The 23,456-nt window shown below is 63.8% G+C and carries 24 protein-coding genes; 10 read left to right on the top strand and 14 right to left on the bottom strand.

The features are described from left to right. Positions 1–80 precede the first annotated feature (80 nt). On the bottom strand, positions 81–818 hold the full coding sequence (locus BTO02_RS18185; protein ID WP_075158208.1) for an RNA pyrophosphohydrolase: 738 nt from the start codon (positions 816–818) through the stop codon (positions 81–83). A gap of 152 nt (positions 819–970) precedes the next feature. On the opposite strand from BTO02_RS18185, the gene BTO02_RS18180 reads away from it, so the two are divergent. The 3 genes from BTO02_RS18180 to BTO02_RS18170 are packed head-to-tail and all read left to right on the top strand — an operon-like array spanning position 971 to position 3,590. Next, entirely contained in the window at positions 971–1,249 is a 279-nt protein-coding gene (locus BTO02_RS18180; RefSeq protein WP_075158207.1) for a hypothetical protein, read from the top strand. Next, positions 1,246–2,982 (top strand): proline--tRNA ligase, encoded by a 1,737-nt coding sequence (locus BTO02_RS18175; protein WP_075158206.1) that lies wholly within the window; start codon positions 1,246–1,248, stop codon positions 2,980–2,982. Before BTO02_RS18180 ends, BTO02_RS18175 begins: the two co-directional genes overlap by 4 nt. Before the next feature lie 11 nt (positions 2,983–2,993). Continuing rightward, the gene (locus tag BTO02_RS18170; protein ID WP_075158205.1) at positions 2,994–3,590 is read left to right on the top strand and encodes a MarC family protein; all 597 of its coding nucleotides are present in this window, start codon (positions 2,994–2,996) and stop codon (positions 3,588–3,590) included. 140 nt (positions 3,591–3,730) lie between these two features. Here BTO02_RS18170 and BTO02_RS18165 read toward each other — a convergent pair whose 3' ends face one another. Continuing rightward, positions 3,731–4,282 (bottom strand): hypoxanthine-guanine phosphoribosyltransferase, encoded by a 552-nt coding sequence (locus BTO02_RS18165; RefSeq protein WP_075158204.1) that lies wholly within the window; start codon positions 4,280–4,282, stop codon positions 3,731–3,733. A gap of 167 nt (positions 4,283–4,449) precedes the next feature. Beyond that, on the bottom strand, positions 4,450–5,817 hold the full coding sequence (gene ffh / locus BTO02_RS18160) for a signal recognition particle protein (protein ID WP_075158203.1): 1,368 nt from the start codon (positions 5,815–5,817) through the stop codon (positions 4,450–4,452). Between the two features lie 216 nt (positions 5,818–6,033). Here ffh and BTO02_RS18155 point away from each other — a divergent pair, with 216 nt between their 5' ends. The 3 genes from BTO02_RS18155 to ampD are packed head-to-tail and all read left to right on the top strand — an operon-like array spanning position 6,034 to position 7,972. Further along, positions 6,034–7,029, top strand: a complete 996-nt coding sequence (locus tag BTO02_RS18155) for a cytochrome C assembly family protein (protein ID WP_075158202.1) — start codon at positions 6,034–6,036, stop codon at positions 7,027–7,029. An 8-nt stretch (positions 7,030–7,037) separates the two neighbouring features. Then, the gene (locus BTO02_RS18150) at positions 7,038–7,379 is read left to right on the top strand and encodes a PP0621 family protein (RefSeq protein ID WP_075158201.1); all 342 of its coding nucleotides are present in this window, start codon (positions 7,038–7,040) and stop codon (positions 7,377–7,379) included. Then, complete coding sequence (ampD, locus tag BTO02_RS18145) at positions 7,376–7,972, top strand: 1,6-anhydro-N-acetylmuramyl-L-alanine amidase AmpD (RefSeq protein WP_075158200.1); 597 nt, start codon at positions 7,376–7,378, stop codon at positions 7,970–7,972. Before BTO02_RS18150 ends, ampD begins: the two co-directional genes overlap by 4 nt. Positions 7,973–8,331: 359 nt before the next feature. Here ampD and BTO02_RS18140 read toward each other — a convergent pair whose 3' ends face one another. Continuing rightward, positions 8,332–8,592: a hypothetical protein gene (locus tag BTO02_RS18140; protein WP_156883855.1), complete on the bottom strand. Its 261-nt coding sequence runs from the start codon at positions 8,590–8,592 to the stop codon at positions 8,332–8,334. Positions 8,593–8,703: 111 nt separating this feature from the next. On the opposite strand from BTO02_RS18140, the gene BTO02_RS18135 reads away from it, so the two are divergent. The 4 genes from BTO02_RS18135 to BTO02_RS18115 all read left to right on the top strand — a co-directional run bounded on the left by BTO02_RS18135 (position 8,704) and on the right by BTO02_RS18115 (position 14,536). After that, positions 8,704–11,706: a ribonucleoside-diphosphate reductase subunit alpha gene (locus BTO02_RS18135; protein ID WP_075158198.1), complete on the top strand. Its 3,003-nt coding sequence runs from the start codon at positions 8,704–8,706 to the stop codon at positions 11,704–11,706. Between the two features lie 475 nt (positions 11,707–12,181). Beyond that, positions 12,182–13,453: a ribonucleotide-diphosphate reductase subunit beta gene (locus BTO02_RS18125; protein WP_075158988.1), complete on the top strand. Its 1,272-nt coding sequence runs from the start codon at positions 12,182–12,184 to the stop codon at positions 13,451–13,453. An 85-nt stretch (positions 13,454–13,538) separates the two neighbouring features. After that, positions 13,539–13,889, top strand: a complete 351-nt coding sequence (locus BTO02_RS35165) for a hypothetical protein (protein ID WP_075158196.1) — start codon at positions 13,539–13,541, stop codon at positions 13,887–13,889. A 29-nt stretch (positions 13,890–13,918) separates the two neighbouring features. Further along, a complete protein-coding gene (locus BTO02_RS18115) occupies positions 13,919–14,536 on the top strand; it encodes a histone H1-like DNA-binding protein (protein WP_075158195.1) in 618 nt (205 codons plus the stop codon). A 294-nt stretch (positions 14,537–14,830) separates the two neighbouring features. On the opposite strand, the gene BTO02_RS18110 is transcribed toward BTO02_RS18115, so the two are convergent. From BTO02_RS18110 to BTO02_RS18065, 10 genes are all read right to left on the bottom strand, one after another. Further along, entirely contained in the window at positions 14,831–15,343 is a 513-nt protein-coding gene (locus BTO02_RS18110; RefSeq protein WP_075158194.1) for a glycine zipper 2TM domain-containing protein, read from the bottom strand. A gap of 66 nt (positions 15,344–15,409) precedes the next feature. Continuing rightward, positions 15,410–16,351, bottom strand: coding sequence for a carbohydrate kinase family protein (locus tag BTO02_RS18105; RefSeq protein WP_075158987.1), 942 nt, complete (start codon positions 16,349–16,351; stop codon positions 15,410–15,412). Between the two features lie 183 nt (positions 16,352–16,534). After that, on the bottom strand, positions 16,535–17,035 hold the full coding sequence (gene tpx / locus BTO02_RS18100) for a thiol peroxidase (RefSeq protein ID WP_075158193.1): 501 nt from the start codon (positions 17,033–17,035) through the stop codon (positions 16,535–16,537). A 70-nt stretch (positions 17,036–17,105) separates the two neighbouring features. Further along, positions 17,106–18,578 (bottom strand): zinc-ribbon and DUF3426 domain-containing protein, encoded by a 1,473-nt coding sequence (locus tag BTO02_RS18095; RefSeq protein ID WP_075158192.1) that lies wholly within the window; start codon positions 18,576–18,578, stop codon positions 17,106–17,108. A 49-nt stretch (positions 18,579–18,627) separates the two neighbouring features. Further along, complete coding sequence (prmA, locus tag BTO02_RS18090; protein ID WP_075158191.1) at positions 18,628–19,530, bottom strand: 50S ribosomal protein L11 methyltransferase; 903 nt, start codon at positions 19,528–19,530, stop codon at positions 18,628–18,630. 4 nt (positions 19,531–19,534) lie between these two features. Then, entirely contained in the window at positions 19,535–20,902 is a 1,368-nt protein-coding gene (gene accC / locus BTO02_RS18085) for an acetyl-CoA carboxylase biotin carboxylase subunit (RefSeq protein WP_075158190.1), read from the bottom strand. A 19-nt stretch (positions 20,903–20,921) separates the two neighbouring features. Further along, positions 20,922–21,395: an acetyl-CoA carboxylase biotin carboxyl carrier protein gene (gene accB / locus BTO02_RS18080; protein ID WP_075158189.1), complete on the bottom strand. Its 474-nt coding sequence runs from the start codon at positions 21,393–21,395 to the stop codon at positions 20,922–20,924. A 70-nt stretch (positions 21,396–21,465) separates the two neighbouring features. Then, positions 21,466–21,945 (bottom strand): type II 3-dehydroquinate dehydratase, encoded by a 480-nt coding sequence (aroQ, locus tag BTO02_RS18075; protein WP_075158188.1) that lies wholly within the window; start codon positions 21,943–21,945, stop codon positions 21,466–21,468. A gap of 194 nt (positions 21,946–22,139) precedes the next feature. Beyond that, positions 22,140–22,697 (bottom strand): TlpA family protein disulfide reductase, encoded by a 558-nt coding sequence (locus BTO02_RS18070; RefSeq protein ID WP_075158187.1) that lies wholly within the window; start codon positions 22,695–22,697, stop codon positions 22,140–22,142. A gap of 11 nt (positions 22,698–22,708) precedes the next feature. Beyond that, a complete protein-coding gene (locus BTO02_RS18065) occupies positions 22,709–23,365 on the bottom strand; it encodes a UDP-N-acetylmuramate--alanine ligase (RefSeq protein ID WP_075158186.1) in 657 nt (218 codons plus the stop codon). Between the last annotated feature and the right edge of the window lie 91 nt (positions 23,366–23,456).

Genomic DNA, 23,456 nt, shown 5'->3' with positions numbered 1-23,456 from the left:
ATTCCCCGAAACGCCGGTACGGCGGCGGATGTGCCGCACCGGCTGACGCGGCACAAGGCGCCGCAATGCGCTGCACGATATCAGTCTTGCGGCGCTTCGCGCAAACCCGTCACGCGAACGACCACGCTCTCCGAAGCCGAACAGTCGGATTCCAACGGAGCGGGCAGCGGCGCTTCAACGGCAACAGCCGACGTATTGCCGGCCGATGGCGCGACGTTCGGCGAAGATGCAGCCGAAAATGAAGACGGTGTGGAAACACCCGATCCCGGCGGCACATTCACCGACGAGGCCATGCGCGGATAGCGCTGCCCGTGATGTCCCCCCGGTTTTTCCGCACGAGGCGCGGCGCGGCGCAGGAAACGGGAAAGCTCCGTTAGCGCCAACTGATACACATCCCGCTTGAACTCGATCACACAGTCGAGCGGCACCCAATAGTCGTTCCAGCGCCATGCGTCGAATTCCGGGTGGTCCGTGGCGCGCAAGCAGATATCGCAATCGCGCCCGACCATCCGGAGCAGGAACCAGATCTGTTTCTGGCCACGGTAATGCCCGCGTACTTCACGCTTGATGAACTTGTCCGGCACCTCATAACGCAACCAGTCGCGCGTGCGACCGACCACCTTGACGTGCTCGGGAAGCAGCCCGGTTTCTTCGTGTAACTCCCGATACATCGCTTGCACGGGGGTTTCGCCATATTTGATGCCCCCTTGCGGAAACTGCCAGGAATGTTCACGGAGCCGCTTACCCCAAAACACCTCGTTGTGCGCGTTCAAGAGGATGATGCCGACGTTCGGGCGAAAGCCTTCACGATCCAGCATACAACCACCTTCGAATCCTTTAAAATTGCTTTGATTATAAACAGATAATGGTCCAAACGCACCCCGGCGGCACCCCGGCGGCACTGTGGATGACCCGCAGACGGCAGCACGGGCGACGCCTCAGACTCATCTGAACGGCATCGGTATCGCACGTGGTCGCCACCAGTTCGATCGGTCTGGACCACGATCGTGTCCGACGCCGCGCGGCAAACGTCGCATCGCAATCCCGTTTCGTTCGTGCATGGCGCGGCAACCCGCGAGCGCATTCTGTGATTGCATTCCGCGCGAGCTTCACGCACATTTCACGCTCGACCGGCGAGCTTTTCGACCAGATCTGGCGCGGATTTGGCGAACCGGTCTGCAAATGCTACCGTTTCATCTCTTCGGGCGGGCCCGACCCGGTTCCGCCGCTTTTGGAAAACTCTGAATGAAAGCCTCCCGTTTCTTTATCGGCACGCTCAAGGAAGCGCCTGCCGACGCCGAAATTGTCAGCCACAAGCTTATGGTGCGCGCGGGCATGATCCGTCGCGTGGCCGGCGGCATCTATAACTATCTGCCAATCGGCCTGCGTTCGATCCGCAAAGTGGAAGCGATCGTGCGCGAGGAAATGAACCGGGCGGGCGCAATCGAATTGCTGATGCCGTCGGTGCAGCCGGCGGAACTGTGGCAGGAGTCGGGCCGCTGGATCAAGTACGGTCCCGAACTGTTGCGCTTCAAGGATCGCAAGCAGAGCGACTTCGTGCTCGGGCCGACGCACGAGGAAGTCGTCACCGATATCGCGCGCAACCAGATCAAGAGCTACCGTCAATTGCCGGTGAACTTCTATCAGGTGCAGACGAAGTTCCGCGACGAAATTCGCCCGCGTTTCGGCGTGATGCGCGGCCGCGAGTTCATCATGAAGGACGCGTACTCGTTCGACAAAGACGTGGACGGCCTCAAGGAGTCGTATCGCAAGATGTACGACGCGTACGTGCGGATCTTTACGCGTCTCGGTCTCGAATTCCGCGCGGTGGCGGCCGACAACGGTGCGATCGGCGGCAGCGGCTCGCACGAATTTCACGTGATCGCCGACACCGGCGAAGATGCGATCGCATACTGCCCGACGTCGGAGTACGCGGCGAACGTCGAAGCCGCCGACGCGCTGCCCTTGATCGCGCAACGCGCCGCGCCCGCGGAGCCGCTCGCGAAAACCGCGACGCCCGGCAAGGCGAAATGCGAGCAGGTCGCCGAATTCCTGAATATTCCGCTCGAGCGCACGATCAAGTCGATCGTGCTCGCCACCGAAAACGAAGGCGCCGCGCCGACCATCTGGCTGTTGCTGCTGCGCGGCGACCATGAGCTGAACGAGATCAAGGCGAGCAAACTGCCCGGCCTCGGCGATTTCCGCTTCGCGACGGAAGCCGAGATTGTCGAATGGTTCGGCACGCCGCCCGGCTATCTCGGGCCGTTGAACACGAAGAAGCCGGTCAACGTGATTGCAGATCGCACGGTCGCGAATATGAGCGATTTCGTGGTGGGCTCGAACGAAGTCGACTTCCATACGACCGGCGTGAACTGGGGCCGCGATCTGCCGGAGCCGGCCGTCGCCGATATCCGCAACGTCGTGAAGGGCGATCCGTCGCCGGACGGCAAGGGCGTGCTCGACATTTGCCGCGGCATCGAGGTCGGTCACGTGTTCCAGCTCGGCACGCGCTACTCGGTCGCGATGAACGCGACGTGCCTCGACGAAACCGGCAAGCCGCAGCCGATGGAAATGGGCTGCTACGGCATCGGCGTCACGCGCATTCTCGGTGCGGCGATCGAGCAGAACTTCGACGATAAGGGCATCATCTGGCCGGAATCGATCGCGCCGTTCGAAGTCGTGCTGTGCCCGATGGGTTACGACCGCAGCGACGCCGTGCGCGAGCAGGCCGACAAGCTGTACAGCGAACTGATGGCAGCCGGCGTCGACGTGATTCTCGACGATCGCGGCGAGCGCCCCGGCGTAATGTTCGCCGACTGGGAGCTGATCGGCGTGCCGCATCGGCTCGTGATCGGCGATCGCGGCCTGAAGGACGGCAAGATCGAATATCAGGGCCGCCGCGATACCGAAGCGACGCTGCTGCCCGTCGAAGAGGCCGCGCGAACGGTCATCGACAAAATCAAGGCATCACTCGCGCACTGATCGGAGCGGGCATGGAATACAACTTCCTGTCCGCAACGATCCTGCTGATTCTGATTACGGATCCGCTCGGCAATATTCCGCTCTTCGTCAGCTGTCTGAGGGGCGTGACGCCGCACCGCCGGGCGGTCGTGATTCTGCGCGAGGTTGCGATTGCGTTCGGCATCCTGCTGGCCTTCATGCTGGCAGGCGACCGCTTTTTGCGGATGATGCATCTGACCGATCTGTCGTTACGCATCGGCGGCGGCATCGTGCTGTTTCTGATTGCGATCAGAATGATCTTCCCGCATCCCGATGGCCTGACCGGTGTCATTCGCGGCGGCGAGCCGCTGATCGTGCCGCTCGCGATTCCCGCACTGGCCGGTCCGTCGGCGCTCGCAACGGTCATGCTGTTGACGTCGCAAGCGCCGGGCAAGATGCTCGAATGGATCGCGGCGCTGTGCGTGACGATGGTGGTCTGCGCGATCGTGCTCGTACTGTCGGAGCGCATTCAGCAGTGGCTCGGCGAGCGCACGGTCACCGCGTTCGAGCGGCTGATGGGTCTCGTGCTGGTTGCGATTTCAGTGGAAATGATCCTGGCCGGCATCCGCGCGTTCGTGCACCAGCTTTGACGACGACGGTATGCCGGGCCGGCCGGCGCCCGGCATACGTGTTCGCGCCACCACTGCGCGTCCTCACGCGTGCGACCCCAGCGCTCAACTTCCGCGCTCAACTTCAGCGCCCAGGCTCAGCGCCCAGGCTCAGCGCGCGCTCACGCGCCCGCGGTCAGCGCGCGGATAGTCGGCAAATTTCGCCAGTAGCCCTTTGCGTCCATGCCGCAGCCGAACACGTAACGGTCCGGTACCTGGAAGCCGCAGAAGTCGGGGCGCAGCGGCTTCGCTTTCGCAATGGTCTTCTCGCACAGGACTGCGCTCATGAAGCGCTTGGCGCCCATCGCGAGAATGCGGTCGCGGATCGCGGCCATCGTCTCGCCTTCGTCGAGGATGTCGTCGAGCACGAGCACCACGCGGTCCTTTACCGATTCGGCCGGTGCGACACGCCACTGCATGTCGTGGCTGCCTTGCGTGGTGTTCCGGTAACGCGTGAGGTGGATGTAATCGAATTCGAGCGGGAAGTCGAGGTGCGGCAGCAGCATGCCGGTGAACACCGCGGCGCCGCCCATCACCGACAGCACGAGCGGGAACACGTCACTCATTTCGGCGCGGATCTCGCCGGCCATCCGCTCGATCGACGCGTCGACGTCGGCGGCCGATACGATTTCCTCGGACTGGCTGAAAATCTGCAGAGCTTCTTCGCGGTTCATGACGTTAGGCGGGCGGTAACGGTATACATATTAGTGTGGTAGACAACGGCGCCGCGCGCCACAGAATAAACCCGGCATCGCGCCCGATGTTGTCGCGGTCATTGCCTCGGTGGTTGCGTCGGTGGTTGCGTCGGCTATTGCTCGCGCGATGGCGCGCCGGGTTGCATTTAACGCATGCCCGGCAGCATGCCTTTCATGCCGCGCATCATCTTCTGCAGGTTGCCGCCCTTCAGCTTCTTCATCATCGTGCGCATCTGATCGTACTGATTGAGCATGCGGTTCACTTCCTGCACCTGCACGCCGGCGCCCGCCGCGATGCGGCGTTTGCGGGTCGCCTTGATCAGGTCGGGCTTCGCGCGTTCCAACGGCGTCATCGAATTGATGATGCCCTCCATCCGGCGCATCTGCTTTTCGGCCTGACCCATATCGGCACCGGCCGCGGCCTGCTGGAATTGCGCGGGCAGCTTGTCCATCAGCGACGACAGGCCGCCCATGTTCTTCATTTGCGACAGTTGCGCGCGGAAATCGTTGAGGTCGAAGTCGCCGCCTTTCTTGACCTTGTCCGCGAGCTTCTGCGCGGCCTGCACGTCGACGCCGCGCTGTGCCTCTTCGACGAGCGCGAGGATGTCGCCCATGCCGAGGATCCGGTTCGCCATGCGATCCGGATAGAAGATTTCGAGGCCGTCGAGCTTTTCCGCAACGCCGACGAACTTGATCGGCTTGCCGGTCACGTGCCGCACCGACAACGCCGCGCCGCCGCGCGAGTCGCCATCGAGCTTCGTCAGCACGACGCCGGTGAGCGGCAGCGCGTCGTTGAACGCCTTCGCCGTGTTGACCGCATCCTGACCGAGCATCGCATCGACGACGAACAGCGTTTCGGCCGGATTCAACGTGCTATGCAGCGCGGAAATTTCCTGCATCATCGCTTCGTCGATGCCGAGACGGCCGGCCGTATCGACGATCAGCACATCGTGATAGTGGCGCTTCGCCCAGTCGAGCGCGGCGCGTGCGATGTCGACGGGCTTCTGATCGGGCTCGGACGGGAAGAAGTCGGCGCCGACCTGCTCGGTTACCGTCTTCAATTGCGCGATTGCAGCGGGGCGGTAGACGTCGCACGAGACGGTGAGCACCTTCTTTTTGTACTTCTCGCGCAGGAGCTTCGCGAGCTTGCCGACCGTCGTCGTTTTACCGGCGCCCTGCAGACCGGCCATCAGGATAATGGCGGGCGGCGTGACGGCGAGATTGAGTTCGACGGCCTTGCCTTCATAGTCGCCGCCGATCACCGCGGTCAGCTCGCGCTGCACGACGCCGACGAGCGCCTGACCCGGCGACAGGCTGCCGATCACATCCTCGCCGAGCGCCTTTTCCTTTACCTTACCGATGAAGTCGCGCACGACGGGCAGCGCGACGTCGGCTTCGAGGAGCGCAAGGCGAACTTCGCGTAGCATCTCCTGCGTATTGGCTTCGGTGAGCCGGGCTTCGCCGCGCAGCGTCTTGACGACGCGCGCCATCCGTTGAGTGAGATTGTCGAGCATGGGGAGCCGGTGGGTAACGATGGGCAATGCGGCCTTCTACGCGCGCGACGGCGGGGTGTGCGCAGTGGTGTATGCAAGACATGCGGCCCTGCATGGAGCACCATGGGAGCACAACATGGAACGGCGCGGGATACCGCGGGAATACCGCATGGAACCCACGCCCGGCCCACATATCGCCAAGCGTCGCGGCCAAAGGCCCTAGTGTAAACTTCGAACATGGATATTGTACTGTATGCCCTCACTGCGCTCCTCTACGGCGGACTTGCCGTAGCAGGCTGGCGTTCACATCGGCAGGCGGCGCTCGAGCCGGTGCTCGGGGGCGGCGCGTCGCTGGCCGCGGGCGGCAACCTGAACCCGGCGGCAACGGCGCCTTCGGCCGCATCGATCGAAGGCGCGTCGTTACGCGCGTCTGCGGGGCGCACGCGGACGGCGGTCGGCATGTCGCCGGCTGCGCGCGTCCTGCTGTTCGTCACGCTGGTCGTCCACGGCATCCTGCTGCACACCACGATCTTCCCGCATGACGCGATGGTGTTCGGTTTCGCGTTCGCGCTCTCCGCGATGTTCTGGCTCGGCGTCGGCATCTACTGGATCGAAAGTTTCTTCTTTCCACTCGACGGCCTGCGGCTGCTCGCGCTGCCGCTGGCGTGCGTCGCGTCGCTGCTGCCGCTCGTGTTCGGCGGCGTACGCGTGCTGTCGTACGCGGCTGCGCCGCTTTTCAAGCTGCACTTCCTGATCGCGAACGTCGCGTACGGGCTCTTTGTGATCGCGGCGCTGCACGCTGTGCTGATGCTGCTCGTCGAGCGGCGCCTGCATGCGATGCGCGGCCGCGGCGGCGTGTTGCAACGGCACAATGCGGCGGCCGGCAACAACTGGCTCTCGAGCTGGCTCGATACGCTGCCGCCGCTGCTCACGCTCGAGAAGCTGCTGTTCCGTCTGATCAGCGCGGGCTTCGTGCTGCTCACGCTCACGCTGGTATCCGGCATGCTGTTCAACGAGCAGCTGGTGAACCGACCGCTCAGCTTCGATCACAAGACCGTGTTCGCGATCCTGTCGTGGCTGATGTTCGGTGCGCTGCTGACTGCGCGTAAAGTATCGGGTTGGCGCGGCCGCGCCGCGTTGCGCTGGGTGCTCGCGGCTTTCGTCGCATTGCTGCTTGCTTATATCGGCAGCCGTTTCGTGTTCCAGGTGCTGCTGCACCGTCCTGTGGTCTGAGTGTTCCCATGCGGCAAATCATTCTGCTGATTCTGCTTTTCTTCGTCGGCCAGTGGCTCGTCAAGGCGCTGCGGCGTCAGGACGCGCGCACGTCGACGCGCACCGGCGAGGGCGCGCGCGGCCCCGGTGCATCGGCAGCAAACGGCGGCACGAACGGCGCCGGCCAGTCTCCGGGTAACCGTGCCGCGCGTCACCAATTGCCGGAGCCGATGATCCGCTGCGTCGAGTGCGGCGTGCACGCTCCGAAGAGCGATTCGGTGAGCGTCGACGGCCAGATCTTCTGCGGCCATGAGCACGCGCAGCGCTTCGCGACGCGCGTCGCGCAAACCAAAGGCCGCGAAGGCCGATGAAGCATCGCTTCACGGTCGGCGCCGACGGCTGGGTCCCGGCCGCACGCCGGCTCCCATCCCCGAATGTCGAAGCGCGCCCCGCGGGCGCAGTGCCGACGCTGATCGTCGTGCACAACATCAGCCTGCCGCCGGGCGAGTTCGGCGGCGGCGCCATCGCCGATCTTTTCCTGAACCGGCTCGACTGCGATGCGCATCCGTACTACGCGGCAAACTTGCGCGGCGTGCGCGTGTCCGCGCATTTCGTTATTCATCGCGACGGCACGCTTGAGCAGTTCGTGTCGTGCGACGAACGCGCCTGGCACGCGGGCGCATCGAGCTTCTTCGGCCGCGAGCGCTGCAACGACTTTTCGATCGGCGTCGAACTCGAAGGCAGCGACGCGAGCCCATTCGAAGCGGCGCAATACCGGACTCTCGCCGCGCTCGCACAAGCATTGGCCGCTCACTATCCGATCGATGCGATCGCCGGTCACTCGGACATCGCCCCGGGCCGCAAGACCGACCCGGGGCCGCACTTCGACTGGGCGCGATTCCAGCGCGAAACCTCATTTTCCGATCAGTGTTTCCCCTATCGCCATCGTCCGGCCGCGCCATGAGCGCCTGCGACGGGAACCCGCAAAGCTCGACCAGGCTTGCTCGTGCGCGAGCCTTGCCCGGTTGCGGCGAGACGAAATGTCAACCCGCGCGGGCTAAATTTTTCGATTGCGGTCACGCTAAAGTCCACTATACTTGGTGCCGTTAAAGCGGTTTTCCACAAGATGTTGTGTTGATCGGGGGCAGCACCCGCTTCGCGACCAGGGGTGCTAAAGCATTGCCGGCATTGAAAAAATACTGAAGTGGCGTGTTCTGAAGTGATGTCCGTTCACTCCTGCTGGTGCAGTGACTAGTGCGGTGAACGGTGCGGCGGTGAATAGTGCGGCGCACATCTTCAGCTTCGCGTTTTCAACCCTGCGCTTCAGTTCAGGTTGACCTTCAGCCATTTCGAAAAAGGGACCAGCCAGTGATCGCAACACGCATGATGAAGACGCTCGTCCGCGCGCATCTGATTGCTCATCAGTTGCGTCATGGTTCCGAACCGGTCATCGCGTTGCGCTGTTCCCGCCGCCGCAAACAGGCTGAACCCGTTGACTTCGTGGAATGCGCCCATCGTGGCGTTCGTCCGCCTGGGCGGCGAGGGCAATCGAAGCACAACCCCAGCAGCGATCCAGGCGGTCATCCCCTGCGCAGTTCTTATCGAATCCGTACCTCGCTCGCGTCCGCGCCGGCGCAGCGATTGTTTTAATCCGCGGTTAGGTCCGCACCACCCCAAGACCAGGAGCTTTTGCACATGCAAACGACCGACAACGTGACGACCCGGTACGAGGGCGCACCCACTGGCCTCCCACACACGGGAGAGGCTCAGGGCGCGCAAGCGCTCGCGCCGTCGACTTTCGCCGACTACAAGGTGATTCGTCGTAATGGCAGCGTGGTGTCGTTCGAGCCTTCTAAGATCGCCATTGCGGCGACGAAGGCTTTTCTGGCCGTCAACGGCGGTCAAGGCGCAGCGTCGGCGCGCGTGCGCGAACTCGTGGAGCAGCTGACGCAAGGCGTTGTGCGCGCGCTGATGCGCAGCCGCCCGAACGGCGGCACGTTCCACATCGAAGACATTCAGGATCAGGTCGAACTCGCGCTGATGCGCGGTGGCGAGCACAACGTTGCGCGCGCCTACGTGTTGTATCGCGAGAAGCGTCACCAGGAGCGCAGCCAGTCGGCGGAGCAGCAGGTTGACGAAGCGGGCCTCAACGTGACCGACAACGGCGTCACGCGTCCGCTCGATCTGCCCGCGCTGCGCGCGCTGATCGAATCGGCCTGCGCGAATCTCGGCGATGCGGTGAGCGCGGAGCCGATCGTCGCCGAAACGGTGAAGAACCTGTACGACGGCGTGCCGATGAGCCAGGTGTACGACTCGGCCATCCTCGCCGCGCGCACGATGATCGAAAAAGACCCGGCGTACAGCCAGGTCACCGCCCGCATCCTGCTGCACACCATTCGCCGCGAGATCCTCGAAGAGGAAGTCACGCAGGCGCAAATGGACGAGCGCTACGCCGAATACTTCCCGCTCTTCATCAAGCGCGGTGTGCAGGCGGAGCTGCTCGACGACAAACTCCTGCAGTTCGACCTCAAGCGTCTCGGCGCGGCGCTCGACGCAAGCCGCGACCTGCAGTTCGGCTACCTCGGCCTGCAAACGTTGTACGACCGCTACTTCCTGCACGTCGACGGCACGCGCATCGAAATGCCGCAGGCATTCTTTATGCGTGTCGCGATGGGCCTGTCGCTGAACGAAATCGACCGCGAAGCGCGCGCGATCGAGTTCTACAACGTGCTGTCGAGCTTCGACTTCATGAGCTCGACGCCCACGCTGTTCAACTCGGGCACGCGCCGTTCGCAGTTGTCGTCGTGCTACCTGACGACGGTCGACGACGACCTCGACGGCATCTACGAGGCGCTGAAGGAGAACGCGCTGCTGTCGAAGTTCGCCGGCGGCCTCGGCAACGACTGGACGCGCGTGCGTGCGCTCGGCTCGCACATCAAGGGCACCAACGGCAAGTCGCAAGGCGTCGTGCCGTTCCTGAAGGTCGTCAACGATACGGCCGTCGCCGTGAACCAGGGCGGCAAGCGCAAGGGCGCGGTGTGCGCGTACCTCGAATCGTGGCACCTCGACATCGAGGAATTCCTCGAGCTGCGCAAGAACACGGGCGACGACCGCCGCCGCACGCACGACATGAACACCGCGAACTGGATTCCCGACCTGTTCATGAAGCGCGTGCACGAGGGCGGCGACTGGACGCTGTTCTCGCCGTCCACCTGCCCGGATCTGCACGACAAGTTCGGTGCCGACTTCGAAGCCGCTTACACGGCCTACGAAGACAAAGTCGCGCGCGGCGAACTCAAACTCTTCAAGAAGATTCCGGCAGCCCAACTGTGGCGCAAGATGCTCGGCATGCTGTTCGAAACCGGCCATCCGTGGATTACGTTCAAGGATCCGTGCAATATCCGCAGTCCGCAGCAGCACGTCGGCGTCGTCCATTCGTCGAACCTGTGCACCGAGATCACGCTGAATACGAGCGACACCGAGATCGCCGTGTGCAACCTTGGCTCCGTGAACCTCGTCGCGCACATGAAGCAGCAGGCCGACGGCACGCTCGCGCTCGACCACGACAAGCTCAAGCGCACGGTCAGCGTGGCGATGCGGATGCTCGACAACGTGATCGACATCAACTACTACGCGGTCGCCAAGGCGCGTAACTCGAACCTCAAGCACCGTCCGGTCGGCATGGGCATCATGGGCTTCCAGGACTGCCTGCACCTGCTGCGCACGCCGTACGCGTCGGCAGAAGCAGTCGAATTCGCCGACCGGTCGATGGAAGCGGTCTGCTACTACGCGTACTGGGCGTCGACCGAGCTCGCGCAGGAGCGCGGGCGCTACTCGACGTACCGCGGCTCGCTGTGGGATCGCGGCATCCTGCCGCAGGACACGCTGAAGCTGCTCGCCGACGCGCGCGGTGGCTATGTCGAAGTCGATTCGAGCGAGTCGATGGACTGGAGCGCGTTGCGCTCGCGCATCGCGGCACACGGTATGCGCAACTCGAACTGCATTGCGATCGCGCCGACGGCGACGATCTCGAACATCATCGGCGTGTCCGCGTGCATCGAGCCGACTTTCCAGAACCTGTACGTGAAGTCGAACCTGTCGGGCGAGTTCACGGTGGTCAACGACTACCTCGTGCGCGACCTGAAGGCGCGCGGCCTGTGGGACGAGGTGATGGTCGCCGACCTCAAGTACTTTGACGGCTCGCTGTCGCGCATCGACCGGATTCCGGGCGACCTGCGCGCGATCTACGCGACCGCGTTCGAAGTCGACGCGACGTGGCTCGTCGAGGCAGCTTCACGCCGTCAGAAGTGGATCGACCAGGCGCAGTCGCTCAATATCTATATGGCGGGTGCGTCGGGCAAGAAGCTCGACGAGGTCTACAAGCTCGCATGGCTGCGCGGTCTGAAGACGACGTACTACTTGCGCACGATGGCAGCGACGCACGTCGAGAAGTCGACGGTCGCGCACGGCGCGCTGAATGCGGTGCCAAGCAGTGACGGCGGCGCGGGCGGCGCCGGTGGCTTCGGCGCGAATGGGGGGATGAGCGGCGGCATGTCGTCCGGTGGTGGCGTTCAGGCATCAGCTGCGGCTCAAGCGCCCGCTGTCGCTGCTGTCGAAGCGGCGCCGGAAGCGGACGGTCCAGTCTGCATGATGCGTCCGGGCGACCCCGGCTTCGAAGAGTGCGAGGCTTGTCAGTAACACGCAGTAATACGCCGGCGGTTTCAAACGAGTCGACACGATTCGCGTCGCCGCCGCCGTAGCCGAAAGCAACACGCGCAGCACACGTCGCAAGCGCGGTCCGCGCAACACATGCAATGCGCGCGGCCCACGCAACGCTCCACGTCGTCGATCGATCTGTGGCGGTCGAATACCCGGCAGATGAAACGCAGCACATCGCGAGCACGCACCGAAGTCTCTTTTGTGATGTCGAAGCCTCATCGAACACATCATCGAAGCCGCTTCGAAACGACGCTCGACGATCAAGAGCAACGCGTCGACACGTCTTCAACGACACGCATTTCAATCGCGTTCACTGCATCGACCTTCACAGTCTGTTGAACAAAGTGTTGTATGAAGGTCGCAACGTGAATCGAAAACACGAATTTTCATGAGCGAGCCCTTTTATCGCTCGTGAAAAGATGGTACAAACCGATCTAAATTGATGGTGACATTTATGCTCAACTGGGATGACGAGATCACTGCCGTAACTCCGTCGAGCGCTTCGCAACAAAACGTGTTGCGCAACGCTGCGGGAACGGTTGTCGGTTCGCAAGTCGAAACGCGTTCCGCTCATCAGGCTCCCTCCGCACAAGACATCTTCGCGGGCGACATCGCCGTCGCTCCCGCTGTCACCCGTCTTGCCAACCAGGCAGCAGCATCGACCGCTGCGCCGGCTGCCGCCGCTCACGCGAGTGCCGCTTCTTCCGAAGCGCGCGTGAATGTCGCCGACAAGCGCATCATCAACGGCCAGACCGACGTCAACCAGCTCGTTCCGTTCAAGTACAAATGGGCGTGGGAGAAGTATCTGTCGGGCTGTGCGAACCACTGGATGCCGCAGGAAATCAATATGTCCCGCGACATCGCCCTGTGGAAAGACCCGAACGGGCTAACCGAGGACGAGCGCCGCGTCGTCAAGCGCAACCTCGGCTTCTTCGTGACGGCCGACTCGCTCGCGGCGAACAACATCGTGCTCGGCACGTACCGCCACATCACGGCGCCCGAATGCCGACAGTTCCTGCTGCGCCAGGCGTTCGAAGAGGCGATCCACACGCACGCGTATCAATACATCGTCGAGTCGCTCGGGCTCGACGAGGGCGAAATCTTCAACGCGTACCACGAGGTCGCGTCGATCCGCGCCAAAGACGAATTCCTGATCCCGTTCATCCATACGCTGACCGACCCGGCCTTCAAGACCGGCACGCTCGAGGCAGACCAGAAGCTGCTCAAGTCGCTGATCGTGTTCGCCTGTGTGATGGAGGGTCTGTTTTTCTACGTCGGCTTCACGCAAATCCTGGCGCTCGGCCGCCAGAACAAGATGACCGGCGCGGCGGAGCAGTACCAGTACATCCTGCGCGACGAGTCGATGCACTGCAATTTCGGCATCGACCTGATCAACCAGATCAAGCTTGAAAACCCGCACCTGTGGACGGCTGAATTCCGCGCGGAAATCCGCGAGCTGTTCAAGCAGGCGGTCGACCTTGAATATCGCTACGCCGAAGACACGATGCCGCGCGGCGTGCTCGGCCTGAACGCGTCGATGTTCAAGAGCTATCTGCGTTTCATCTGCAACCGCCGTTGCCAGCAGATCGGTCTCGATCCGCTGTTCCCGAACGAGGAAAACCCGTTCCCGTGGATGAGCGAGATGATCGACCTGAAGAAGGAACGCAACTTCTTCGAGACGCGGGTGATCGAATATCAGACTGGCGGCGCGCTCTCCTGGGAATAAACGTCCCTCGCGCCGCATATGAGATTGTGATGGGGATGCCGCCGGCACGGGCCGCGGCATATTTGGTTAGGAGTTTGACTGCCTGATGCAGAGCGTGCCGGGTGCCATAGGTACCCCATGGGTTCGAAAACGAGCCCACCAAGATCAGAGGCACTTTGCGAACCCTTCAGTGGGATGGGCAAACTTCCCCTTACGAAAAGCCGCCCGCGAGGCTCATGCGAGCTTGGGCGGCTCGATCAAACGCTTGCCGGCGTCGGTATCCGACGTCGACTGGACTTGGCGCGCGATGCCACGGGGCAACGCGCGCCTTACCGTATTCATTAGCGTAAGCGCGTCGGATATGCGTACGCCGATGAATAGCCCGCTTCGTAGCGCGCGCCCTGAAAAGCGTCCGCGGGAAACGGGTTTTGATGACGAAGGGTGTTGTTTGATTTAACTCTCATCTGAAACCTGAAGGAGAAAACCATGGCAATGGCCAAAAAGAAGCCTGCTGCAAAGAAAGCGGCAGTGAAGAAGGTTGCCGCGAAGAAAGCCGCTCCGGCGAAGAAGGCAGCTGCTAAGAAAGTCGCAGTGAAGAAGGTTGCGGCGAAGAAGGTAGCAGTGAAGAAGGTTGCCGCAAAGAAGGCGCCGGCGAAGAAGGCAGCAGCAAAGAAAGTCGCTGCGAAGAAAGTCGCTGCAAAGAAAGTCGCAGTGAAGAAGGTCGCGGCGAAGAAGGCTGCACCGGCGAAGAAGACCGCAGCGAAGAAGGTTGCTGCGAAGAAGGCGCCGGCTAAGAAGGCCGCTGCGAAGAAGGTAGCGAAGAAGGCTGCCGCGAAAAAGGCGCCTGCGAAAAAGGCTGCCGCCAAGAAGGCTGCCCCTGCGAAGAAGGCTGCCGCGAAGAAGGCCGCTGCGCCTGCGAAGAAGGCTGCCGCGAAGAAGGCCGCTGCGCCTGCGAAGAAGGCTGCCCCTGCGAAGAAGGCTGTCGCGAAGAAGGCTGCCCCTGCTCCGGCTGCGCCCGCTGCATCTTCGGCGCCGGCTTCGACGGTCAAGACCGCGTTGAATCCGGCTGCTGCATGGCCGTTTCCGACGGGCCCGCGTCCGTAATAGCCGCAGTCAGGCTCGCGGTTGAGCCGTTAAGCAGAGCAACAAGCTGTGAGAGCCGGCTCTGCGCGCATCCAAGGCGTGTGTCGGCTCGGTTGAGTAGCGCTACTCAATCCTCGATCCCGTCGCCCTATGAGGGCGGCGGGATTTTTTTCGCCTCTGTTTTCCTGAGCGCGGCGCGAGCGTCGCCTGAGCGACGCACGGTGCGCTCAGGCGTTGCGAGTGATGGCGCGAACGGCGGTGGGTGGTGCTTCGAGTGGGTCGTGCGCGCGGCGGTGCAGCGGTGCAACGCACCGATCAGTGCGTGACGCGTGTGATGCCGCCGCTCGACAGCAGCCGTACGCGCTCGCCCGCGAGGAAGACCTCGCCGGTGTTCGTCTGCGTGATGGCGCGCATGTCGCCGTTATCGAGACGCACGGTGATCTCGACGCCGTCGCGCACGGCGGCGGCGTTCTCGACGGCATTGCCGGCTACCGCGCCCGCGAGGCCGCCGATGATGCCGGTGACGATCGAACCCGTGCCGCCGCCGATCTGACTGCCGGCAATGCCGCCGAGCGCGCCGCCGCCGAGCAGGCCGAGGCCAGTGGGCTGGCCGTTGTTCGAGCTGATCTTCACGGCGCGCACGCTATCGACGGTAGCCATCCGCACCGTTTCCTCGCGCTGCGCCTGCGAGGCGGTGTAGACGTCGGCGGAACTGCTGTTGTACGCGCACCCCGAGATTGCAAGCGCGCCGCCGATCGTGCAAGCAACGGTCGCGGCAACCACGTGCCGGCTTGCTGAACGATTCATCGAACGATTCGTTGTTTTCATCTTTCACTCCCTGCGGGCCCCCGACAGGCCCCGAACTTTCCGACTCCGATACTGCACCGGGTCAGCCTACGCGTCGAGTGCGTAGCCGAACGCCTGCTTGAATCGTTCGTTGATTTCCGCGCGCGACGGCGCATAGTTTTGCGGCCCCTGGTGCTCGATCTTCAGCGCGCCCATCAGGCTGGCGAGGCGACCCGCGGTGGCCCAGCCCAGTTGCTTTTCGATGCCGTACAGAAGGCCGCCGCGAAATGCATCGCCGCATCCGGTCGGATCGAGCACGCGTTGCGCCTTGACTGCCGGAATGTCTTCGATGCCGCCTGCGTGATGGATCTGCGAGCCGTGCTCGCCGCGCGTGACGATCAGCGCATCGACGCGGCTTGCGATCTCGTCGATCGACCAGCCGGTCTTGTTGCTCACCAGTTTGGCTTCGTAATCGTTGACCGCCACGTAAGTGGCAAGTTCAATCATGCGCCGCAGCGACGCACCGTCGAAGAGCGGCAGCCCCTGGCCCGGATCGAAGATGAACGGCACCCTGGCCGCCGCGAATTGTTCGGAATGCTGGATCATGCCGTCGAACCCATCCGGCGCGACGATGCCAAGCGTGACGCCCTTCGCTTCGTCCGCGCGATTCAGATGCGACTGCATCATGGCGCCCGGGTGGAACGCCGTGATCTGGTTGTTCTCGAGGTCGGTCGTGATCATCGCCTGCGCCGAATACGTGTCGGGCAGCACGCGCACGTGCGTCTTCGCGAGTCCGAGCTGGTCGAGGCGGTCGATATAGAGCTGCGCGTCGACGGCGCCGAGCGTCGCCATGATGTGCGCATCGCCGCCGAGCAGATGCAGCGCGTAGGCGATGTTGCCCGCGCAGCCGCCGAACTCGCGGCGCATCGTCGGCACGAGGAAGCTGACGTTCAGGATGTGGACCTGTTCCGGCAGGATGTGCTCCCGAAACCGGCCTTCGAAGGTCATGATGTTGTCGTAGGCGAGCGAACCGCAAATCAACGTAGCCAAGGCGAGCGTCCTGTAAAAGTCGAAAGAGCGAAAGGTGCAGATAGGTGAAAACGGGTGCGTCGATACGACAGCGCCGCGCATTCGTGGTCGTCGGGACCCGAAGCGCGGCGCAAGCGCATGCGCGCAAGTGAGCCGGAACGCGCGGCGAACAGTGCGCGCGCGCGTGAAGTCTAGTCGCGCACGTTACTTCAGTGCATTGAGCGCAGCGTCGTAGTTCGGCTCGGACTTGATCTCGCTGACGAGTTCCGCATGCACGACCTTGTCGTTTTCGTCGATCACGACGACCGCGCGTGCGGTGAGGCCGGCCAGCGGACCGCTCGTGATGTCGACGCCGTAGGCGCGCGCGAACTCATGGCCACGGAACGTCGACGCGGTGGTGACGTTGGCGAGGCCTTCCGTCGTGCAAAAGCGCGATGCCGCGAACGGCAGATCGCCCGACACGACGATCACCGCCGTATTCGCGAGCTTGCCCGCCGCTTCGTTGAACTTGCGCGTCGACGTCGCGCAGGTCGGCGTATCGAGGCTCGGCACGATATTGAGCACCTTGCGCTTGCCATGGAACTCGGCCAGCGTGACGGATTTGAGGTCGCGGCCGACGAGCGTGAACGCCGGCGCCTGTTGGCCGACGGACGGGAACGTGCCGGATACGTCGATCGGGTTGCCGCCCAGCGTAACTTGACTCATGTTGTGCTCCGAAAATTGACTAGCGATGGTTGGAAACGCGCGCGACCTAGGCGGGTGCGCGCGAGGTCGGTCATGGATAAAAAATCTGCACGCGGAAATTGGTGGCCGTCGCACTGCCCGTGTCGAGCCGCACGAACATCGTTTCGGTCGTGCGCGGCGCAAGGCCCGCGGCGATCTGCGTGCCGGGCCTCACATAGTCTTGCGGCCACAGCACGCGGCGCATCGCGATGTTGTTGTGTTCGTCGAGCAGCGTCAGCTCGACGGCCGGATACGCGAGCGGCACGTTGAAGCGATTGTGCAGCGGCATGCGCAATTCGAGCTTGTGCGGGCCGTCCACCTGACGCAGATCCGACGGCTCGACCTGCAGTCCGTCGATATCGCGCGGCGGGGCGAACGTGCAGCCGAGGTGCTCGCAGACTTGCGCGAACAGCAGCCGCGAACCGGGCGCGTAGACCATCACCGTTTCGCGCTGCCACCACGCGAGCTGCGCGAGCAGGACGACGAACAGCACGAGCGCAACGACAATGCCGAGGATGCGCCAGCCGAGGCGCCGCGGTTCGGACGCGCGCTTTTCGCGCACCACGGCGAATGCGTTCTCGTCGTCTCCGGGTGCGGCGGCGAAGGGCGGCACGGCAAAGGGGGGCGCGGCGGCCGGCCGCGCCGCTGCGCCGCCGGCCGCTGCGCCGGGACCGAAGTGCGGCTCGTTGTCGGGGACGTTCGGCGCAATGCGCGTGCGGTCGTCGTCGGGCTCGAGCGCGGGTTCGGGGCGCGCTTCTTCTTCGCGACGGCGCCATACATGCGGCGGCGGCACTGCCGGATCGCGCGGCGCGTCCTGGCCCGGCTGCGCGGCCGCATGCGGGACGACCGGCTCGGGCGGCGTTTTGAACGCCGGCTCGATCGGATGCGCGGTCGCGTTCTCGAGGTGCAGATCCTGTCCCTCGGTGAACTCGAGCTTGAGCTTCGGCTGCGCGGAACGCGGAATCGTGACCGGGTTATACGGAATCGTCGCGGCGTTATGGCGGATCCGGCGATCGACCGAAGCGTCCGGCGCAGGCGCCCACGGATTCCATGTGTCCGCGCGGAAATCCGGCGAATTGGGATCGGTGGAGCCGGGCGTGTGCGCTTCGGGAGATACGGACCCGGAAGGTTCAGCCGGTGCTGCAGCGGATGCCGGGCCGGCAGGAAAATCCGCGCCTTGAGCGGACGCAGCCGTAGTCGACGCAGGCACAGGCGCGGTACGTTCCGCGGCGGATGCAGCCGACGCCGCCGACGCAACTGGCGCCTCAGGCGCCGCTGCCGCCGCCGCGCCCACGCCTTCGCCGGCCGCGCGCGGCTCCTGCGAGGTCAGCCGCGCGACTTCATCGGACGTGATCGGCGTAGCGCTGCGGAAATCGCCGCCATCGGCGAGATCGAACAGACTGCTCGACGCATCGAATACCTCGCGGCAATGTCCGCAGCGCACGAGACCGCGGCGCAGCGCGAGCTGCGCGGGTTGAAGGCGGAAGACTGTTTCGCAGAAGGGACAGCGCGTCGCAAGAGCCATATCGAACCGGGAGCCGCGCGGGGCTGTTGAGTGGAAAATATGCCCTATTCTAATGACTTTCGCGGCGGGTTCCGGCGAGGCATACCCAGCCGTCGTGTTCGCGCCAAACCGAAATGTCGATCCACGGCGCGTATGCCCCTGCAACTTCGAGCGCCTGGCGCGCGAGAATGCCCGACAGCGCAAGGCGTCCGCCCGGTCTCACCTTCGCTGCGAGCATCGACGCCATCAGCTTGAGCGGGTTCGACAGGATATTCGCGACGACGATATCGAACTCGCCGGCAGGGCAATCGGCCGGCAATCCGTAGGTGACCTCCGCATGATTGCGCTCGCTGTTGTAGCGCGCGGATTCGACCGCTTGCGGGTCGATGTCGATGCCGGCCACCGGGTTCGCGCCGCACTTGCGCGCAAGGATCGCGAGAATGCCGGAGCCGCAGCCGTAGTCGAGCAGCGATTGCCCCGGCCGCACCGCTTCTTCGAGCCATTCCATGCAAAGCCGCGTGGTCGGATGACTGCCGGTGCCGAACGCGAGGCCCGGGTCGAGTTCGAGCACGAGCGCGTCCGGATCGGGCGCGTCATGCCACGACGGCACGACCCAGATCCGTTTGCCGATATGGATCGGGTCGAACTGCGATTGCGTGAGCCGCACCCAATCCTGCTCCGCAACGTCGCGCACCGTAAACGGCGGCGTCGGCGCGAGGCCGAGCTCGTTCGCCGCGGCTGCGAGCAGCACGCCCGGTTCGTGCTCGGGTGCGAGCAGGGCGACGACGCGCGAGTGTTGCCACGCAGTGCGCTCGGGTGTGAGCCCTGGCTCGCCGAAGAGCGGCTGCTCGTCGGGCGTATCGGCGTCGGCGTCTTCGACCGAGACGGACAACGCGCCGAACTCCAGCAGTGCGTCGGACAGGCCTTCCGCATGCTCGCGCGCGAGTTCGACGACCAGTTCCCGATAGCTCATTGGCTTACGCTTCTTCCGGCGCGACCTGCTGCTTCGCAGCGAGCCGGTTCTCGAGGTAGTGAATGCTCGTGCCGCCTTCGACGAACTTCGCATCGAGCATCAGTTCGCGGTGCAGCGGAATGTTGGTCTGGATGCCCTCGACCACCATCTCCGAGAGTGCGATGCGCATCCGCTTGATCGCCTGCTCGCGCGTCGCGCCGTACGCGATCAGCTTGCCGATCATCGAATCGTAGTTCGGCGGCACGAAATAGCCGTTGTAGGCATGCGAATCGACGCGGATGCCGGGGCCACCGGGCATATGCCACGACGTGAGCCGGCCCGGCGACGGCGTGAACTTGAACGGGTCTTCGGCGTTGATCCGGCATTCGATCGCGTGACCGCGGAACTGGATATCGCGCTGGCGGAACGCGAGCTTCTCGCCCGCTGCGATGCGGATCTGTTCCTGCACGATGTCGACGCCGGTAATCAGTTCGGTGACCGGATGCTCGACCTGCACGCGCGTGTTCATCTCGATGAAGTAGAACTCGCCGTTCTCATACAGGAACTCGAACGTGCCCGCACCGAGATAGCCCATCTTCTTGCACGCGTCCGCGCAGCGGTCGCCGATGCGGTCGATGAGCCGCCGCGCAATACCGGGCGCCGGCGCTTCCTCGATCACTTTCTGATGGCGGCGTTGCATCGAGCAGTCGCGCTCGCCGAGCCAGATCGCGTTCTTGTACGAATCCGCGAGCACCTGGATCTCGATATGGCGCGGGTTCTCGAGGAACTTCTCCATATAGACCTGCGGATTGCCGAACGCGCGGCCCGCTTCTTCACGCGTCATATTGACCGCGTTGACGAGCGCCGCTTCCGTGTGCACGACGCGCATCCCGCGCCCGCCGCCGCCGCCCGCCGCCTTGATGATGACCGGATAGCCGACCGAGCGCGCCATCTTGACGATCTCTTTCGGATCGTCGGGCAGCGCGCCCTCGGAACCGGGTACGCACGGCACGCCGGTCTTGATCATCGTCTGCTTGGCCGAGACCTTGTCGCCCATCATGCGGATCGTCTCGGGGCGCGGGCCGATAAACACGAAGCCCGACTGCTCGACGCGCTCGGCGAAGTCCGCGTTTTCCGACAGGAAGCCGTAGCCGGGGTGAATCGCTTCGGCGTCGGTCACTTCAGCCGCGCTGATCAGCGCCGGCATATTCAGATAGCTGAGGTTCGACGGCGCCGGACCGATACAGACCGCCTCGTCCGCGAGCTTCACGTACTTGGCTTCCTTGTCGGCTTCCGAATAGACGACGACCGTCTTGACGCCGAGCTCGCGGCACGCGCGCTGAACGCGGAGCGCAATCTCGCCGCGATTGGCAATGAGGATTTTTTCAAACATAGCGGATATTCGACTCGCGTCAGCCGATCACGAAGAGCGGCTGGCCATATTCGACGGCCTGCCCGTTTTCGACGAGGATTTCCTTGATCACGCCGGCGAGATCGGATTCGATCTCGTTCAGAAGCTTCATCGCTTCGATGATGCAGATGGTCTGGCCCTCCTTGACCGTATCGCCGACCTGCACGAACGGATCGGCGCCCGGCGACGGCGCGCGGTAGAACGTGCCGACCATCGGCGAAGTCACGACATGTCCTTGCGGCGCGGCGGCAGCAGGCGCCGCCGGCGCGGCGGCCGCGCCTTCGGCCACTGCCGCCGGATGCGCGGGCGCGCTTGCCGGGATCTGCGGTGCGTATTGAGCGGCAGGCGACTGCACGTAAACCGGCGGCGCATTCTTGACGATGCGCACCTTGCCTTCACCCTCCGTGACTTCCAGTTCCGAAATGCCGGATTCGGAGACGAGGTCGATCAGAGTTTTCAGTTTACGTAGATCCATGGGCATACCCCTTTCAATGCGTAGGTGCGCCGGCGCTCCCGCGAGCCGGCGCTCAATTCGTGTTCTGGGTTCAGGCGCGCGTCGTGCCGGCGGCCGCTTGCGCGGATGATTGAGCAGACAACCGGTCGAGCGCGAACTCGAGTGCGTACAGATAGCCTTTCCAGCCGAGACCGCAGACGACGCCCTCGGCGAGATCGGAGAAATACGAATGGTGCCGGAACGATTCGCGGCGATGCACGTTCGACAGGTGAATCTCGACGAACGGAATGCCGACGCCCGCCAGCGCATCCCGGATCGCGACGCTGGTATGCGTGTAAGCAGCAGGGTTGATCAGGATGAAATCGGTTTTCTCGTTCCGCGCGGAATGGATGCGATCGATGAGCGCGCCTTCATGATTGCTCTGAAACGACGCGAATTCCACGCCGGCGTCGGCTGCACGGTCCGCCAGCGCCTGGTCGATCTGCGGCAGCGTCACGCGGCCATAAACCTCGGGTTCCCGGGTGCCGAGAAGGTTGAGGTTGGGGCCGTGCAGAACCAGCAGTCGCGTCATGGTCGCTTCTATTTCCGTGGAATTCGCGGCACTTTAGCGCTGTTTAGAGAAATTTGTCTAGTTTCTCGAACGCCCGGACGGATGCCGCGGCAGCGCTCGGAACGGGCCGGAAGCACAACTTCTCTCAATTTCAGTCGATTGGTGCATAAATCGCACGGTTCCGACCTCAATTAAGCGCGAACAATTTGTCGCCGTCAGAGCGCGTCGAGCGTGGCTTTCAACTCATTTGGCTGAATCTGGCCCAATTTTGTCGACCGAACGACACCTTTTGCGTCAATCACGACCGTATACGGCAAAGCGCCCGCATTGTTTCCGAAAGCGCGCGCGAGATCGGCGCCGCCGAAGCCGATCACGTAGATCGGATAGTCGACGCGAACCTTCTGCAGGAACGCCTTGACGTTTTTGTCGGAGTCCACGCCGAGGCCGACGAATTCGACGCCTTTCTTCGCGTATTCGCGGTGCAGCTCGCTCAGCGACGGCATTTCCTCGACGCACGGGCCGCACCACGACGCCCAGAAATTGACGACGACCGGATGCCCTTTGAGCAGGCTCAACGACTGCGGCTTGCCGTCGACGTTCGTGACGGTCGCCGACCAGAGCTGGTCGACGGGACTCGCCGCCGGGGCCGCGGGCGTGGCCGCGTGCGCAACCTCGGTCAGCGATTGACCGGATATCCAGTGACTGGCCGCCGCGCCCCCCGCAGCGGCAACGACGGCGACTGCAACCGCCGCCAGAATTCGCTTCGTGTTCATCTGTGATCTGTTCAATTAGTGGAAGAGGCCGCGTCGCTTTCGGCGAGCAACGCCGCGACCGCCTGGACGCCCGCGCGCGCAAGCCGGCCGCGCGCATCGGCGCGCACCGCGCCGCGCAGGTCGTCGGTGCTGTAGAGCGCGACGTGGATGCCGACCGGTTCCGCGTCGCGGCCTTCCGTCGCGACCGGACGCCAGAGGAAGCTCAGCGTCTCGACATAGCCGCGTCCGGCAAAATGGCGGGTTTCCGAAACGTCGTACTGCACGTTCTCATTTAGCAGATAAATCGCGACTTCTTTCGGGTTGTCGCAAAACGCCTGCAGGTGAATATCGGAGTGTTCGCCGGCCGTGCCGCCGAGCACCGCGCCGGTCAGGTAAGGGTTGAACGGCGCGAGCCGCAGCATCCAGTCGAGTGCGATCTCGCGCAGGCGGCGCAGCACCGAGGGCTGCGTGTCGCCTTGAAACAGCGACTGGTACTCGCGGATTTCTTCTTCGATCTGGTCGTTATCGGGCAGCCAATCGCCTGAAACGCGCGTCTCCCCGACGACTTGCCGCGCGGCTTTGCGCTTGGCCGTCGAATAGTCGAGACCGTCTTCCGCGATCATCCGCGCGGCGGCGATGGCGATTTCCTCGCGCACGCGCGTCGGGTCGAAATGTAGTTTGCGGACCATCAGGCAATCATACTAGAGAATGCGCGGGCGCCCGCCTGGCAGTGCCGTCCCGGGCTGCGCCACGCGCTTGCCGGGGCGCGCCACGCGCGCC

The organism is Paraburkholderia sp. SOS3, from assembly GCF_001922345.1.
In the GTDB taxonomy this organism is placed as follows: Bacteria; Pseudomonadota; Gammaproteobacteria; order Burkholderiales; family Burkholderiaceae; genus Paraburkholderia.
The sequence above is the reverse complement of the archived record's forward strand: the minus strand, read 5'-3'. Positions and strand labels throughout refer to the sequence as shown.

Coding starts and splice junctions, on each gene's coding strand:
- BTO02_RS18185 (WP_075158208.1), bottom strand. CDS start 818: ATGCTGGATCGTGAAGGCTTTCGCCCGAACGTCGGCATCATCCTCTTG.
- BTO02_RS18175 (WP_075158206.1), top strand. CDS start 1,246: ATGAAAGCCTCCCGTTTCTTTATCGGCACGCTCAAGGAAGCGCCTGCC.
- BTO02_RS18170 (WP_075158205.1), top strand. CDS start 2,994: ATGGAATACAACTTCCTGTCCGCAACGATCCTGCTGATTCTGATTACG.
- BTO02_RS18165 (WP_075158204.1), bottom strand. CDS start 4,282: ATGAACCGCGAAGAAGCTCTGCAGATTTTCAGCCAGTCCGAGGAAATC.
- ffh (WP_075158203.1), bottom strand. CDS start 5,817: ATGCTCGACAATCTCACTCAACGGATGGCGCGCGTCGTCAAGACGCTG.
- BTO02_RS18155 (WP_075158202.1), top strand. CDS start 6,034: ATGGATATTGTACTGTATGCCCTCACTGCGCTCCTCTACGGCGGACTT.
- BTO02_RS18150 (WP_075158201.1), top strand. CDS start 7,038: ATGCGGCAAATCATTCTGCTGATTCTGCTTTTCTTCGTCGGCCAGTGG.
- ampD (WP_075158200.1), top strand. CDS start 7,376: ATGAAGCATCGCTTCACGGTCGGCGCCGACGGCTGGGTCCCGGCCGCA.
- BTO02_RS18140 (WP_156883855.1), bottom strand. CDS start 8,592: ATGACCGCCTGGATCGCTGCTGGGGTTGTGCTTCGATTGCCCTCGCCG.
- BTO02_RS18135 (WP_075158198.1), top strand. CDS start 8,704: ATGCAAACGACCGACAACGTGACGACCCGGTACGAGGGCGCACCCACT.
- BTO02_RS18125 (WP_075158988.1), top strand. CDS start 12,182: ATGCTCAACTGGGATGACGAGATCACTGCCGTAACTCCGTCGAGCGCT.
- BTO02_RS35165 (WP_075158196.1), top strand. CDS start 13,539: ATGCAGAGCGTGCCGGGTGCCATAGGTACCCCATGGGTTCGAAAACGA.
- BTO02_RS18115 (WP_075158195.1), top strand. CDS start 13,919: ATGGCAATGGCCAAAAAGAAGCCTGCTGCAAAGAAAGCGGCAGTGAAG.
- BTO02_RS18110 (WP_075158194.1), bottom strand. CDS start 15,343: ATGAAAACAACGAATCGTTCGATGAATCGTTCAGCAAGCCGGCACGTG.
- tpx (WP_075158193.1), bottom strand. CDS start 17,035: ATGAGTCAAGTTACGCTGGGCGGCAACCCGATCGACGTATCCGGCACG.
- BTO02_RS18095 (WP_075158192.1), bottom strand. CDS start 18,578: ATGGCTCTTGCGACGCGCTGTCCCTTCTGCGAAACAGTCTTCCGCCTT.
- prmA (WP_075158191.1), bottom strand. CDS start 19,530: ATGAGCTATCGGGAACTGGTCGTCGAACTCGCGCGCGAGCATGCGGAA.
- accC (WP_075158190.1), bottom strand. CDS start 20,902: ATGTTTGAAAAAATCCTCATTGCCAATCGCGGCGAGATTGCGCTCCGC.
- accB (WP_075158189.1), bottom strand. CDS start 21,395: ATGGATCTACGTAAACTGAAAACTCTGATCGACCTCGTCTCCGAATCC.
- aroQ (WP_075158188.1), bottom strand. CDS start 21,945: ATGACGCGACTGCTGGTTCTGCACGGCCCCAACCTCAACCTTCTCGGC.
- BTO02_RS18070 (WP_075158187.1), bottom strand. CDS start 22,697: ATGAACACGAAGCGAATTCTGGCGGCGGTTGCAGTCGCCGTCGTTGCC.
- BTO02_RS18065 (WP_075158186.1), bottom strand. CDS start 23,365: ATGGTCCGCAAACTACATTTCGACCCGACGCGCGTGCGCGAGGAAATC.